The organism is Lapidilactobacillus salsurivasis, from assembly GCF_054785215.1.
The window spans coordinates 69,990-84,651 of record NZ_BAAABI010000001.1; the positions used below are offsets into that span (position 1 = coordinate 69,990).

Annotated in this window: 16 protein-coding genes; 6 read left to right on the top strand and 10 right to left on the bottom strand. The window is 50.0% G+C overall.

The window, feature by feature from the left end; all coding sequences use genetic code 11:
* The first annotated feature begins 29 nt into the window (after positions 1-29).
* Positions 30-1,148 (top strand): GDSL-type esterase/lipase family protein, encoded by a 1,119-nt coding sequence (locus tag ACYVSB_RS00330; RefSeq protein WP_461217965.1) that lies wholly within the window; start codon positions 30-32, stop codon positions 1,146-1,148.
* Positions 1,149-1,414: 266 nt separating this feature from the next.
* Positions 1,415-2,140: a GntR family transcriptional regulator gene (locus ACYVSB_RS00335; protein ID WP_461217966.1), complete on the top strand. Its 726-nt coding sequence runs from the start codon at positions 1,415-1,417 to the stop codon at positions 2,138-2,140.
* 193 nt (positions 2,141-2,333) lie between these two features.
* Here the strand turns inward: ACYVSB_RS00335 and ACYVSB_RS00340 are convergent, their stop codons facing one another.
* The 9 genes from ACYVSB_RS00340 to ACYVSB_RS00380 all read right to left on the bottom strand — a co-directional run bounded on the left by ACYVSB_RS00340 (position 2,334) and on the right by ACYVSB_RS00380 (position 10,127).
* Positions 2,334-3,707 (bottom strand): MATE family efflux transporter, encoded by a 1,374-nt coding sequence (locus ACYVSB_RS00340; protein WP_461217967.1) that lies wholly within the window; start codon positions 3,705-3,707, stop codon positions 2,334-2,336.
* A gap of 25 nt (positions 3,708-3,732) precedes the next feature.
* Entirely contained in the window at positions 3,733-4,569 is an 837-nt protein-coding gene (locus ACYVSB_RS00345) for a TPM domain-containing protein (RefSeq protein WP_125597182.1), read from the bottom strand.
* A gap of 19 nt (positions 4,570-4,588) precedes the next feature.
* A complete protein-coding gene (locus ACYVSB_RS00350; RefSeq protein ID WP_125597185.1) occupies positions 4,589-5,170 on the bottom strand; it encodes a LemA family protein in 582 nt (193 codons plus the stop codon).
* Positions 5,171-5,479: 309 nt separating this feature from the next.
* Positions 5,480-5,641, bottom strand: a complete 162-nt coding sequence (locus ACYVSB_RS00355; RefSeq protein WP_461217968.1) for a hypothetical protein — start codon at positions 5,639-5,641, stop codon at positions 5,480-5,482.
* Positions 5,616-5,882, bottom strand: a complete 267-nt coding sequence (locus ACYVSB_RS00360; protein ID WP_461217969.1) for a hypothetical protein — start codon at positions 5,880-5,882, stop codon at positions 5,616-5,618. Before ACYVSB_RS00360 ends, ACYVSB_RS00355 begins: the two co-directional genes overlap by 26 nt.
* A gap of 281 nt (positions 5,883-6,163) precedes the next feature.
* Positions 6,164-7,156: a D-2-hydroxyacid dehydrogenase gene (locus ACYVSB_RS00365; RefSeq protein ID WP_125597188.1), complete on the bottom strand. Its 993-nt coding sequence runs from the start codon at positions 7,154-7,156 to the stop codon at positions 6,164-6,166.
* Positions 7,157-7,210: 54 nt separating this feature from the next.
* Positions 7,211-8,380, bottom strand: a complete 1,170-nt coding sequence (locus ACYVSB_RS00370) for an aminotransferase class I/II-fold pyridoxal phosphate-dependent enzyme (protein WP_461217970.1) — start codon at positions 8,378-8,380, stop codon at positions 7,211-7,213.
* A gap of 74 nt (positions 8,381-8,454) precedes the next feature.
* Positions 8,455-9,471: a tryptophan--tRNA ligase gene (gene trpS, locus ACYVSB_RS00375; RefSeq protein WP_125597193.1), complete on the bottom strand. Its 1,017-nt coding sequence runs from the start codon at positions 9,469-9,471 to the stop codon at positions 8,455-8,457.
* A 494-nt stretch (positions 9,472-9,965) separates the two neighbouring features.
* On the bottom strand, positions 9,966-10,127 hold the full coding sequence (locus ACYVSB_RS00380; protein ID WP_461217971.1) for a hypothetical protein: 162 nt from the start codon (positions 10,125-10,127) through the stop codon (positions 9,966-9,968).
* Between the two features lie 836 nt (positions 10,128-10,963).
* Between ACYVSB_RS00380 and ACYVSB_RS00385 the strand changes: the two genes are divergently transcribed.
* On the top strand, positions 10,964-11,209 hold the full coding sequence (locus ACYVSB_RS00385; protein WP_461217972.1) for a hypothetical protein: 246 nt from the start codon (positions 10,964-10,966) through the stop codon (positions 11,207-11,209).
* Between the two features lie 11 nt (positions 11,210-11,220).
* Here ACYVSB_RS00385 and ACYVSB_RS00390 read toward each other — a convergent pair whose 3' ends face one another.
* Positions 11,221-12,096 (bottom strand): LysR family transcriptional regulator, encoded by an 876-nt coding sequence (locus tag ACYVSB_RS00390; protein ID WP_125597199.1) that lies wholly within the window; start codon positions 12,094-12,096, stop codon positions 11,221-11,223.
* 124 nt (positions 12,097-12,220) lie between these two features.
* On the opposite strand from ACYVSB_RS00390, the gene ACYVSB_RS00395 reads away from it, so the two are divergent.
* Genes ACYVSB_RS00395 through ACYVSB_RS00405 form a run of 3 tightly spaced genes read left to right on the top strand, consistent with a single transcriptional unit; the run spans position 12,221 to position 14,485 of the window.
* Positions 12,221-12,634, top strand: coding sequence for an LbetaH domain-containing protein (locus tag ACYVSB_RS00395; protein ID WP_461217973.1), 414 nt, complete (start codon positions 12,221-12,223; stop codon positions 12,632-12,634).
* A gap of 51 nt (positions 12,635-12,685) precedes the next feature.
* Complete coding sequence (locus ACYVSB_RS00400; protein ID WP_461217974.1) at positions 12,686-13,420, top strand: SDR family oxidoreductase; 735 nt, start codon at positions 12,686-12,688, stop codon at positions 13,418-13,420.
* A gap of 45 nt (positions 13,421-13,465) precedes the next feature.
* Complete coding sequence (locus ACYVSB_RS00405; protein WP_461217975.1) at positions 13,466-14,485, top strand: alpha/beta hydrolase; 1,020 nt, start codon at positions 13,466-13,468, stop codon at positions 14,483-14,485.
* The last annotated feature ends 177 nt before the right edge of the window (positions 14,486-14,662 follow it).

Sequence of the window (14,662 nt, forward strand, 5' to 3'; positions counted from 1 at the left end):
CCACCCTGGACCTTCAAGGAGGTGAGTAGATGCCGCAAACAATTGTTTGGAAACATCTCTTTTCAAATTTCCACAACTTAGCGTATCGGCCAGTGCCACAACAGATCACGTGCTATCAACACAATGTCTCGGGGGAGGAATTGCGTGTTGAGCTCAATAATCGCTTCGATGAGGTTCCCTTACAAATCAAGGGTTTGCAGATCGCGGCTACCCCGGATCTCAAGGATGCCGTCAACCTCACGTTTAATGGTCAACGCCAAGTGCTAGTTGAGGCCGGTCGAACCTTGTGGAGTGACCCTGTACAGTTTCCCATCCGGGCGGGGCAACCATTCTACTTGGCACTGCAGGCGACTAATACTCGCAACCGCATCAACTCCTTGGCCAGTACATTGGCCCACTACTTGGTCAATGTGACCAGCGCCACGAATTTGCTGGAGCGCAACTACTTCTATGGTGTGGACAATATTCAAGTGACCACGGCACAACCACGGCGAACCGTCGCGTTCTTCGGTGATTCGCTGGTCAATCAAGGCTTGTTCACCAGCGCCTTGACGCAACAACTCTATCAGAATTATCCCAATCAAATCACCACGTTCAACGCGGGCATTTCCGGCAATCGCCTGTTACGCGCCGGTGACTCGCAATCGCCATGGAATGACAGCTTCGGCCCAGCTGGTAAAGAACGCTTCATGTGTGATGTGCTCTGTAGCCGTCCAGATGTGGTGGTGTTTCTCGAGGGAGTCAATGACTTGTTCCATCCTGGTGCCGGCGCGCCACCAAGTGAACTGCCGACTGCGGCTGCGCTGATCGGGGGGATCAGCCAGCTTTATCAGGTTTGTCAACGTCGTGGAGTCAGTTTCATTCCTTTGACGATCACCCCATTCAAGGGCGCGTGCAATTTCGAAGTGAGTTCCTGGACGCCGGCGAAAGAAGCGATTCGGCAAACCGTCAATCGCTACCTGCTCACCTTGCCCAATGCTTTCGACTTAGCGCGTCAAGTTGCCCTGAATTCAGATGTGACCACCTTGGCGCCAGCCTATGATTGTGGCGATCACCTGCACTTCTCACCTAGCGGCGCCACGAAAATCGGCCAGTTATTAGCCCAAGAATTGGCGCCAACATTGGTCAAGTGCTGTCAAGAAGATTAGGGTTGTTAACCCAGCTTTCCCGGTAAAATAACCATTTTTCCGGGGAGCTGGGTTTCAGCGTTTCTAATAAAACAACTGGTTTTTCGCTTGAACGCAACTAGACACCAAATTCAAGCAATGTTATCATGACTTATTGATTGGAACCACTTACTTTTTGTTAAATATGGTTTTCGTGGCGGCCCAGTGGCTTGGCGCACGGGGCGAATGACGTTGGCTGGTCCGATCAAGCGATTCAATTCAAATAAACGCATAAAGGATGATTTAGGATGGCGGCAAGGAAATTTCATCACATTTATCAAGAACTGGAACAGCGGATCAACACGGGAGTCTACCAAGATACCCTACCAACAGAAAGTGTCTTGACCCAAGAGTTCCAAACCAGTCGAAACACGATTCGGCGCGCGATCGCCTTACTCAGCGACCGTGGCTATGTTTATAGTGTTAAAGGCAGTGGTGTGGTGATCCTGGAATCGTTCAACGGTCCCCGTTGGTCTTTCGGCGCCCGCGGTTTCAACGGTTTACGGGCTATCAAAGAAAGCAACCACTTAATGGCGACAACCGAAATCGCGAATTTCAAGAAGATCATTGTTACCGCGGAGAACGCCCCCGAACTTCCTTTTGAGATCGACGAGGTTCTTTATCTGGTTGATCGGATTCGTGTGTTTGATGGGCATCCGATGATTTGGGACCACAGTTTCTTCCGGGCCGATCAAGTCCCGGCCCTTTCCAAGCAAATCGTTGCTGGGTCGATCTACGACTACTTTCGCAAAGAAAAATTCAAGATCATCGCGGCTAAGCGGAGTTTCACGGTCATGCCGGCGACACCAGACGATTACGCTTATCTTGAACTAGGCAGCTACAATTGCGTTGGTGTAATGGAGGACCTGGTTTTCAGCGACAATGGCTTAATGTTTGAATATACTCAAAGTCGCTTCATTCCTGATCGCTTCAGCCTGAGTTACTTTGACCAAGATAATGGTCAGCCTGATTAAACGGGACTAAGCCAGTCTGGACTAGGATCGACTGGACTGAGATCGACTGGTCTAGAAGCGACCGGACTGGGATTGGCGGATAAACGGATAGCCCACCCCGGCCGTCTAACCACGCAAGCTGGCCCACCGGCAAGTAAAAAAAGGACTGTTTTTCCCACTGGTAAATCGGGAAACAGTCCTTTTTAGTTTAAAATCAAGGTAAGGTTCGGGTCAAGTCATTCTGCCGCTCGGGCTCGCGTTCCAAACTGCGCAAATGCCGCATCGTTCGCACGTACGAACTGATTAGAACCAGGAGCGACCCGATCCAGGCCAGTGGATTTGCCATACTGGCGCCGGCAAAGCCAAATAGGCGAATTAGCACTAACCCGGCAAAGGCCCGCATCAGTAACTCCATGATCCCCGCTAAGGTCGGCACCAAACTTTGACCTAGGCCCTGCAAGGTATACCGAACCACGAACAGGATCGCCAGCAGCCAGTAGAGACTGCTATTGAAGTGGAAATAAGTTTGCGCCGTGGCGGTCACGACGGGCTGTCCGTTGCCAATGAATAGATTAACTAAGGGGCGGCCGAAGTAAATAATCAGCAAGCCCGTCAAGCCTGAGAAAAGCACCGAAACCAGCAACGTTTGCCGTACCCCTGTCCGAATCCGACCGAATTCACGCGCGCCTAAGTTTTGCGCGGCGAAGGTGGCCATCGTCACCCCAAATGACATGGCTGGCATGGTCGCCAACCCATCGATGCGCCCAGCCGCAGTATATGCCGCGACCGCGTTTGAGCCTAAGGTGTTCAGCATCAATTGCAAGATCACCTGTCCCAGCGCAATGATTGAAGATTGAAAACCCATTGGCAGGCCTAAGCGTAAATGATCTTTGATCTCTTGTAAGGAGATTTTGAAATCACTCCGATGAATCTGGAGCAACGGGAAACGACGATAAATGTATAACAAACACAAAACGGCCGAAATAAGCTCGGCCAACAGCGTCGCGGAAGACGCGCCCGCGATGCCCCACTTAAAGACCACGATAAACAATAATTCCAAGCCAATGTTGATAACGCAGGCGATCACCAGAAAGACTAACGGTGTGCGGCTATCCCCCATGGCGCGGATCATATTGGCAAACAGGTTGTAAGCGACAATAATAAAGATCCCGGCAAACTGGATCACCAAAAACGTGTAAGAATCATTGATGATATCCGCCGGCGTTTGCATCAGTCGTAGGATCTGTCCACAAAACGTCATACTGATCGCCGACAAAATCGCAGAAAGTCCCGCGCTGATCACGATGCTTGTCGCGAAACTGCGCTTGATCCCCTTGAAATCGCCGGCACCATAGCGGCGAGCGGCAATGATTGCAAAGCCATTGGTCGCTCCTTGCGCGATCCCGATGATCAGAAACGACAAACTCCCAGTCGCCCCTACCGCCGCTAAGGCCTTCACCCCAATCGTGCGCCCAACAATGATCGTATCAGATAAGGTATAGACCTGCTGGAAAATATTACCGATCAGCAGCGGAATCGTGAAGTAGATAATCTGTTTAATCGGTTTGCCTTTTGTTAAATCGTGCAAAATAAATCCCCCTAGAACCCCTTGGCTAAATCGATGCGCCGCCACCGCCTGATGAGCCGCCGCCACCGGAGAACCCACCACCGGAACCGCCGCCAAAACCACCGCCGCCACCGAAGCCGCCACGATTATTATGATTGCCCGAACCGAGTAAGGCCCAAAGCCACCACATACCGCCACCGCCACGACCACCGCGGCCGCCGCCACCCATGAGGAAAATCACCGCGACAACGATCACGATGATCGTCCACAGATGGTCGCTCCAATCGCCGGTAGTGCTTTGTTGCTGGCGCAGTTGTTGGTACTCTTGATTCGTCAGAGTATTCTTGTCTTTTTTAAAATCGTACTTCTTGTCGATCACGGTTGCAACACTATTGAAGACTTGCTGCAAACCTTGATTGATTTGCGCTGGGTCGCTCGACTTCAACTTGCTTTTGGATTTCTGCAAGATCCGACCGGAAAGCGCATCCGTCAATTCACCCTCGAGGCCATAACCAACTTCGATGCGCACATTACGCTGGCCATTATTGACCGCATACAGAATCAGAACGCCGTTATCTTGACTCCTCTGACCTAGACCCCATTTGGTGAACAGGTCCGGCGCGTAGCTGTCAATACTATCGCCATCCGTACTTTTAATGACGGCCAACATGATCTGGGGTCGTTGCGTTGAGGCCGCATAAACCGCATTCTTCTGGGTTACTAATGATTTTGTGGCCGTTGTCAGCACACCAACCTGGTCATAATAATTCTGATCAGGGTTCGCCGGTAGCGCCGCCGCAACTGAGCTAGCCGGTAATAACCAGTAGAACAAGCCCAATAAAACAAGCGTGAATAACCCTGAAAATTTAAACTGTCGCGCCATCTTGCTCCGCGCGCTCACCCTAGTCATCTAAATCAACGACCGGGGCTTTGCTGGCATTCGTATCAGCTTTGAAGTAAGTCTTCTTTTCAAAGCCCATCATTCCCGCCATCAGATTCTTAGGAAAAGTAGCAACTGACTTATTATAAGCTTCTATCGCTTGATTGTAACGCCGTCTTTCTACTGAAATTCGATTTTCTGAACCTTCCAACTGCGTCATCAAAGTTTGCACATTTTCATTGGATTGTAGCTTGGGATAATTCTCGCCAATCACGCTGACCAAGGTGCCAACAGATTGGTCTAATTGGGCGTTAGCCTTGATCTTCTCACTAGTGGTGCTAGCGCTGCCATAAGCTTTCCGCGCTGTGGCGATTTCACTGAAGACCTTATCTTCGTGCTTCATGCTCCCTTTGACCGCGTTGACCAAGTTGGGGATCAAGTCATAACGCCGTTGTAGCACCGTTTCAACTTGGCTCCACTGAGACTCGACCGCCTGTTCAGATTTAACCAGACTGTTGTACATGCCGACCACAATGCCGATCAGCACAACTAGTCCAATCACTAGACCAATTAGCCACCCTTGTTTTGTTTTATTTTTCTTCATTAGATAAATTCCTCTCCGTAATTGAGCAAATCCAGTATTAATGTCATGTATCATATTTTAGCATGTAACTGTAAAAAAGAAAGCGGTTTGCCCGAATAATTAAGGATACTTTAATCCATAAAAAAGCGCCAGCTTACCTTTCAGCCTAACCGTTACGTTTGCTTGTAACGGCGTTATGGTAATTTCCAAAGGCCTAAAAGTTACCGCCTGACGAAACAGAAAAGGCCGAAAACGATTGCGTCCTCGACCTTGGCCTGATCATTTAAAAAATAGAGCGTTCGTCGACCTGGGCAGCTTCTGAGCATTAGCCTAGCCAGTGTTTTGGAAGCTGTACTTTGCTTCCGGAACACTGGCGTAGCTAAGCGCAGGGAGCTGGGTCGGTGAACACGTTTCAATGTCGGCCGCAGCTTGCGCTGCGAAATTCGGGGTGAGCTCGCTGTGGGCGTCACTTTGAGCTTTTCGGAAGGGCACCGAAAATCTCAAAGCTGAGCCTTGGTCTAAGTGGCAAAGCCACTAAGACCAATTTCACGGCGATCTCACCCCGAATTTCTCCGCTCCAGCCGCTCAACGTTTTAACAGCCGCTTGAGCACTCACGCCGACTGGCAGGCTATTGTCAATTGATGGGGATCCACGCCATTGACGACCATGGTTAGTGGTTACAAGTTTTAAATTGGTGACACCAGTGCAATTTTGTCTGATGAACGGGGACAAGTTATTGATGAATAGGCCTAATTCTCAGTGAATCAACTGAAGCGGTCGGTTTCAATCCAGAAATTGTTAAGGAAACAAGTAAAGATATTCAGTCTACGCAAAGTGTCCCGCCGCCTGATCCAAACCCGTTGGTATTGCCGTGCCAGCCCTAAAAAGGAGATTGTTTTGACCGCTAGCTTGCCAAATCGCTTCATCAAATTCTTCGCTTCGATTGTAGATCGGCGCAATTCTGCCGAGCAACCGTCTCATGACTGTGGCTCTATTCAGAGTGGTCCAAGTTGTTAATCCCCGCTAACCAAATGCGCGCAAGGCCGGCCTTGGAATAGTAATTCCGCATCATTCAAGGCCGTTTCTACCATGTTCTTCACCGCCTGATCGGTATAGAAGCCAATGTGTGGTGACACGGAAACATTAGGTCGTGCCAGTAGATCGTTGACCGCGGCTAAGTCGTGCTTTTTCCCGCGCAGATCCACGCCGAAAATCCCGGTCTCTGCTTCGATCGTGTCTAAGCCAGCACCCGCAATCGTTCCGGCATCCAAGGCGGCGCGTAACGCCGTTAGATCGACGATCGGTCCCCGGGCGCAATTGATCAACAACGCGGTTGGCTTCATTTGTTTCAACGCGGCCGCGTCAATCATTTTGGTCGTCAATGGGGTCAAATTGGTATGGATCGTCAACACGTCACTTTGCGCTAGCAATTCATCGAAGCTGACATAATCTAGTGTGTCCGCTAGTTCGGGCCGCTGGACGAGATCATGGGCGATCACTCGCGCACCCAGCGCCTTAAAGATCCGCGCGACCGTGCCCCCAATTTTGCCAGCGCCTAAAACGCCCACCGTCAAATTATGGATTTCAAAGGCTTCTAGGCCACCCCAAGAGAAGTCCCCTTGGACCATGCGCATTTGAGTTTCTTTCAAATGACGCAACAATAACATGGTGTGCGTCAAAGCCTCTTCCGCGACGCTACGAGGGGAATAAGCTGGGACATTGGTGACTTGGATCTGGTTGGCTTGAGCGCTGGCGAAATCAATAATATCGTAGCCCGTAATTCGCAGGGCGATGATTTTGATTCCTTGCGCCGCTAATTGTCGGTATACAGGCGCAGTGATCGCACCATGTTGCGCCGGCACCACCGCGTCACATTTGACCGCTAATTTGACCGTGGTTTCGTTTAAAGGTTCAGTGGTGGTTCGAATCACGGCATGGTGTGCATTGGCCCATTGTTCAATGGCGGCTTGTTCGTCAGGTCGAACAGAATACATTTGAATTTTCATAGGATTACTCGCTCCTTGTAAGTTGATTTCGAGTCTGTGATTTAGAGCAAACACTCAATTAGCCGCGACAAAGGCCGCTAACCGTTGGCAAGCCGTTTCCAGCTTAGTCATACTGGCGGCATAGCTGATCCGCAAGTATCCTTCTCCCGCCGGAAAGGCTGAACCCGGAATGACGGCCACTTGCGCTTCTTTCGCCAAGCGATAAGCAAAGGCCAAGCTATCATGACCGAAACGTTCTGGTATCCGCGCGAACACATAAAAGGCTCCCGCCGGTTTAGCCGTCGTAAAGCCCAATTCGTTCAATTGCTGAACCAAATAATCCCGCCGTGACTGATATTCGACCTGCATTTTCAACCCGTCGTCGGGGCCAGCTTGCAAGGCTTCCAGCGCCGCTTCTTGCGCCATTGTCGCCGCCGCGGTGGCCGTCAATTGATGGACCAAGCCAACTTTGGCGATGACCGCCGCTGGACCGGCCACATATCCGATGCGCCAGCCCGTCATGGCATGCGACTTAGAAACGCCGTTGATCAACAAGGTCTGATCTGGCAAGAGTTCACCCAGTGAAACATGGGGCGCGCCATACGTCAATTCACTATAGATCTCATCACTGATCACGAAAATATCATACTGCCGCAAAATTGCGACGAAAGCCTCTAATTCGGCGCGCCGGTAAGTAACGCCCGTGGGATTCGTCGGATAGTTCAAAACAATTGCCTTGACCTTATCCCGATGTGCCGCCAAGGTCGCCGCCAACTTCTCTGGTGTCAACACGAAATTATCCACACTCGTATCGATATACACCGGTGTGGCGCCATTCAGTTTAATGATCGGTAAATATTGAGGAAATGTCGGAATGGGGACGATCACTTCATCACCAGGGTTCAAAATCGCGGTCAACGACGCATAAATAGCACCGGATGCACCAATCGTGGTAATGATCTGAGTCTCCGGATCATAATGCGCCCGATATTTATTCGCCAGAAAAGCCGCGATGGCCTGACGCAAGGCGGGTAACCCCGGTGACTGCGTATAATGGCTATGATCGGCAGCAATACTGGCCTCCCCAGCTTTTTTGACATGGTCGGGGGTGTTGAAATCCGGTTCTCCCAGGGTCAGTTTCACGATTCCAGGAATCTGGGAAATGTCTTTATCAAATTGCAGAATCGCTGACGCTTCCACGTCAGCCAACTCGTTTTTCATTAATGACGCTAATTCTTTTGCCATAACTTGACCTCTTTAAACTTCAGAATGTGCCTTAATGCTGAAAGGACCTCTGTTAACCTGCCGAACCTGTTGCTTTATTTAAAATAGTTTAACCCGATCGCTTCACGAACCTCTTGCAAAGTACGCTCGGCGACTTCATTGGCCTGGGCGCTACCTTGCTTGAGCATGTCGTAAACCGCTGGAATATCTTGGGCATATTGCTCCCGGCGCTGCCGAATTGGCCCTAAGACCGTTTCCAAGACCTCATTCAAGTAACGCTTGATCTTCACATCGCCTAACCCGCCATGTTGATACTCCGCCTTAAGCTCCGCCACTTTCGTCTTGTCCGGATCGAAAACATCCAAATAAGTAAAGACCATATTGCCTTCAATTTGACCGGGATCACTCACATGAATATGGTTAGGATCCGTGTACATTGACATCACCTTCTGCCGCAATTCATCGGCGGTATCAGCCAAATAAATCGCATTATCCAGCGATTTACTCATTTTGGCGTTGCCGTCCAACCCTGGCAAACGTCCCTGACCTTTAGGTGGGAAATAACCTTGAGGCTCAACTAATACATCCGTTTGATACGTGGTATTGAATGTCCGCACAAGTTCCCGTGCCTGTTCCATCATCGGTTCTTGATCATCGCCAACTGGCACTGTATCCGCCTTGAACGCTGTAATATCAGCGGTTTGACTAACCGGATAAACCAAGAAGCCAGCAGGGATCGATTGGCCGAACGCCTTTTGCTTGATCTCGGTCTTGACCGTCGGATTACGTTCAAGCCGCGCCACACTAACCAAGTCCAAATAATACATCGTCAATTCATTCAAAGCCGGAATCTGCGACTGCACCAAAATCGTTGACTTCGCCGGATCCAACCCCACCGCTAAATAATCCAAGGCCACTTGGATCAAACTATTCCGGATCTTCTCCGGATTACGGGCGTTGTCCGTTAAAGCCTGAACATCCGCGATCATGACATAGGTTTGATACTCACCTGAATTTTGCAGGGCGACCCGATTTTTGAGTGACCCAAGATAATGTCCGATATGTAATTTACCCGTCGGCCGATCTGCGGTCAGAATAACTTTCTTTGCCATTTGAAAACCTCCAATTATTAATGTGCGCTGGACCTATTGCCTCGATGTTGCCATGGAAAACCTATCATGATGATATAGAAAAAGACCGTCCTATTCCAATTACAATAGGACGATCTTCCGCGGTGCCACCTAAATTATCCTCGTCAGCAACCGCTAACTCAGGATCAACTCGATTGAATTAAGGCTTCAACCACCGTCAGGACTTGCGCCGCTGACTACGTTAGAATCCATTCACTGATACGCGACTATGGTAATCTCAGCATGCTACCACTCTCTGTTTGTCGCGCCACGTCAGTTACTACTTTCTAGACCGAATCGGCATGATATTAAGGTTATCATAGCCAGCCACTTGTTAAAAGTCAAGAGCAAAAGCGAAAAACTGGGGATTGGGCCCTACGGCGGGATGGTGAAGTAGTTAAGCGGAAGACGCTAGACGCGTTTCAATGTTGGCCGCGGCTTGCGCTGCGAAATTCGGGGTGAGATCGCTGTGGGCGTCACTTTGAGCTTTTCGGAAGGGCGCCGAAAATCTCAAAGCTGAGCCTTGTCCTAAGCGGCAAAGCCGCCAAGGACAATTTCACGGCGATCTCACCCCGAATTTCTCCGCTCCAGCCGCTCAACGTTATAGCAGTCGTTTGAGCACTCACGCCAATTGGCAAGCTATCGCCAATTGATGGGGATCCACGCAGTTGACGGCCGTGGTTAGTGGTTACAATCCTTGAATTGGTGACACCAGTACAGTTTGTTTGATGAACAGGCCTGATTCTCAGTGAATCAACTGAATCAGCCGATTTCTAACCATGAATCGTTCGGGAAACGAGTAAAAATGTTCAACCTACGCAAAGTGTCTCGACCTCCTAATCCGAATCAGTTGGTGTTTCCGTACCACCCCAAAAATGGGCAATTGTTTTGACCTCTAGCTCGCAAAACCACTTCGTCAGATACCCAACTTCGATTGCAGATAGGCTCAATTCTGCCTAGCAACCGCCTCAGGACGTGTGGCTCAGCGGTGAGATTATTCGGTTCTTTCTAACGTTTGGCGAATGGCCTTAAATTTTCTCGATAATCGAGAGCCTTGCTTCTAGAATTTGAGAAATTGCAACACTCAACATTAAATAATAGGTTGGCTTGATGTGGCCATTTATTTCCTATCGCTCCAATTTATTTAGTTGAAGTATTTATTCGTCGTCTTGAAAGCTGCTATATCAGTGTTGATCACGTCTTCGCCAAAGTTTAGAAAGAACCGATTATTCTTAGCGATTTATCGCTTAGAATAAGGCTCGATTTGAAGACAAGCCGCTGGGCTTGCGGATTGGCTTCAAACGACGCCCACTGCGTTCCAGCCACGACAAACGTCCTGAGGCGGTTGCGTCTCCACCAACTCCCAGCACACTTTCAAGACTTCCGGAATCCGTTGGCATTGCCATACCACTCAAAAGGAGCAGTTGTTTGACCACTACCTTGCCAAACCACTTCGTCAGATACCCAACTTCGATTGCAGATAGGCGCAATTCTGTTCAGCAACCGGCTGGGACTGCGCGGCTCAGTGGTGAAATTGTCCTTGGCGGCTTTGCCGCTTAGGACAAGGCCTGATTTTGAGACAAGCCGCGATCTTTGCGGATTGGCTCAAAACAGCGCCCACCACGTTCCAGTCCGCATCAGCAGTCCCAGCCGGTTGCGCTCACGCGCAACACCCACCCTACCCGCAATCAAGCGCAGGTTCAAGAATAAGAACCACTAATCCCGACCAACTCAAGCCAACGTTGCTTGAAGCCGCTCCACAAACAACTGCGCCACTTTAGACTGAACGGTGTTTTTCTTCCAGATCACAGTAATTGGTTCGGTTAGCTGTGGTGTTAAAGGACGAAAGACCAATTCGCTATGGGCAGAGGTATCGATCAGGTGATCGAAGGTCAGTAAATAAGCGCCGCTATTGCGCACCAGTAATTGCGCGTTGAAGACCAAGGTGAAGGTGCCCAGAATCTGCATTTGTGGGCCTAGATTTCCCCACCAACTTTGAAAGCGACGGGCGTTTACCGCTTGTTCGGAGAGCACTAAGGGATACTGACACAAATCTTGCGGACGAATTTCTGCTCGTTGCGCCAACGAATCTGTTCGCCGCATGACCACGCCCCACTGATCACGTTCCGGGAGCTGTAGATAATGATATTGTTCCAGTGGTCGTTCGCCCATGATCACGGCAAAGTCAAGCACCCCTTTGGATAATTGCGCTTCGGTATCTGCGGCATTACCACTGCGCAAATGGATCTTCACATCAGGATAATCTTGCGTCAACTGGCTGAGGACCCGCATGATCCGCTGCATGCCTAGACTTTCACCGGCGCCAATGGTTAATTCGCCGCTAATAACTTGGTCGGCGCGAAGATTGACCATTGTTTTATCCGCTAATCCGACTAACTCCACCGCACGCGCTTGGAGATACTCTCCAGCCGAAGTGAGTGTGATCTGGCGATGTCCACGAATGAATAAGGTGGTTCCCAATTCTTTTTCCAAATCGGCCAATTGCTTCGATAAGGCCGGTTGCGAGATCAAGAGCTGCCGCGCGGCATGGGTAATATTCCGTGTTTGCGCCACGGCCAAGAAATAACGTAAAACGCGTAGTTCCATTAACAGCGCCTCCTAGATATAACAAAAAGTTATTTATAACGATATTTTATAAGTATTTTACATTGAAATCAAGTCCCCTTATACTGAATTTGTTCAGTTGATCCAGCAAGGGCAGGTGAAAATATTGGCAGTATCAGAAAGCAATCTTGATGACCGACTGATCGCGCAAAATCAGCGTTTATTGCAACATTTAAATTACGATTATGCTTGTCCCGGCGAGATCCGGCAGTTACTAGGTGAGATCCTTGGTCACCCGTTAGATCCCACTAGTCAGATCCGGCTACCATTTTATACGGAATATGGGCGTCATCTCAAACTGGGACGCTGTCTACTGATCGAGCAGAATGTGACCTTGGCCGACCAGGATCTGATCACTATTGAAAGCCATGTCGAGATCGGCGCTGGCGCCATGTTATTGACCACCGGCTACCAGATGGATCCCCAGGGACAGCCCCAACGTTGGTCAGCGCCGATCATCATGGCTGGCGCGATCGTTAGCCACAACATCCCTGCAAATTCAGTGATAACAAGCAGCTGACTAGCTGCAATCAGCTCAGCGGCATAGCAAGTCAAGAAAGGATCGAAAAGAATGAAACTTGAAAATAAAGTCGTTATTATTACCGGAGCCTCCAGTGGTATCGGCGCGGCCACAACGCGGCTATTAGCTCAGCAACATGCCAAACTCGTGATCGGGGCTCGCCGTCGCGATCGGCTGGAGCAACTTAAGGCCGAATTTCCCCACGAACAGATTTTGATCCAACAGACAGATGTGACAAATTTTGCCGAAGTCCAAAGCCTAGTTGACTTGGCTGTCAGCAACTTTGGCCAAGTCGACGCTCTCTACAATAACGCCGGGGTCATGCCAGTCAATCCTTTGATCAACGGCGCCCGTGCGGAATGGCAACAGATTCTAGATGTGAACGTGATGGGCGTTTTGAATGGCATCGCCGCCGTTTTACCGATCATGGTCAAACAGGGGTTTGGGCATATTTTAGCAACTGATTCCGTTGCCGGCCACGTGGTCGTCCCTAACTACGCCGTTTACAATGGCTCCAAATTCGCAGTGCGCGCCATCATGGAAGGCCTCCGCCAAGAACAACATCAGAATCATATTCGGACAACGCTCATTTCCCCAGGGGCGGTCAATACTGAACTTTACAAATCCGTCCGTAATCCCGAATATCAGCAAGCAGAAATCTCAACTGAAAATGAGATTGGCATCGATCCTAACGCCATCGCCCAGGCCGTGGTCTTCGCCCTCACCCAACCAGCCAACGTTGACTTGAACGAGTTGATCATTCGTCCAATCGAACAAACCGTCTAATTAGTCAAGCTTCCTCCCTGCCAAACAAATAAAGGAGTCCCACCCATGAGTAAATTAGCGAACGATACCCGCGTTTTCAAAATAAATCCCCAAATCGACGTCCAGAATGTGCGTTTCAATAATCGCTATGGCTTCAATTTAGCTGGGCATTTATATTTGCCCTTACATTTTGACGAGCGCCAAACTTACGCCGCCATCGTGATTTCTGGTCCCTTTGGCGCGGTCAAAGAACAATCAAGTGGCTTGTATGCTCAAACGCTGGCCGAAAACGGCTTCGTTACACTGGCTTTTGATCAGTCAACGACGGGCGAGAGTTCTGGCTCGATCCGCAATGTCGCTTCACCAGATATTTTCGTTGAGGATTTCTCAGCGGCCGTCGACTTCATCGGGCTTCAACATTTCGTTGACCGTGAACGGATCGGCGCCTTAGGGATTTGCGGACTGGGCAGCCATGTCCTCACCGCCGCCTCTGTGGACGTGCGGATCAAAGCCGTCGCCACCTCTGTTATGTACGACATGGCCGATTCCATGTGGGCTGGTTTGAATCATAGCAAGACAGCCAAACAACGCGCGATCGAAAAGCAATTGCTAGCTGAGCAACGCTGGCGCGACGCCGAAAAGGGGCAACCGGCTCCAGGCCTCCACGAGTTACCCTTCACCGCTGATGATCAGCCCATTGAGGCGGATAAACTGTTCTCAGAAGAACTACCAGCTGATGCCGACCCAGTCACAACCGAGTTCTTCAATTATTATCGCGGCCGCGCTTTCCATCCCCGCTCAATCAATTCCGCCGCCGCTTGGACAGCTACCACCCCGCTCAGCTACTATAATTTCCCGCTACAGGCCCACATCGAGCAAATCTCGCCGCGCCCAGTGCTAATCGTCACTGGGGAGAAGGCCCACTCCCGGTACATGGCTGAGGAATCTTATCAACGTCTAGCAGATCCTAAAGAATTAGTCATTGTCCCCGGCGCCACACATACCGATCTATATGATCAAAGCGATTTGATTCCTTTCGCTAAATTCACCGCCTTTTTCACGGAAAACCTCGCCGCCGACAAATAATCGTCCCTGGCAACTCGCTAAAAATCATCACTCTTTGGTGGTGATTTTTTGGTTTTGCCGCGTTTGTTTGAGTCACTTGCGCTGGCTTTGCAGGCGCAAGTGACTCAACCGATCCGTTCCCCATCAATTCAAAAATAGCAAGCGACTGCTTCTAATCCTATCGAATCCATCATTGAC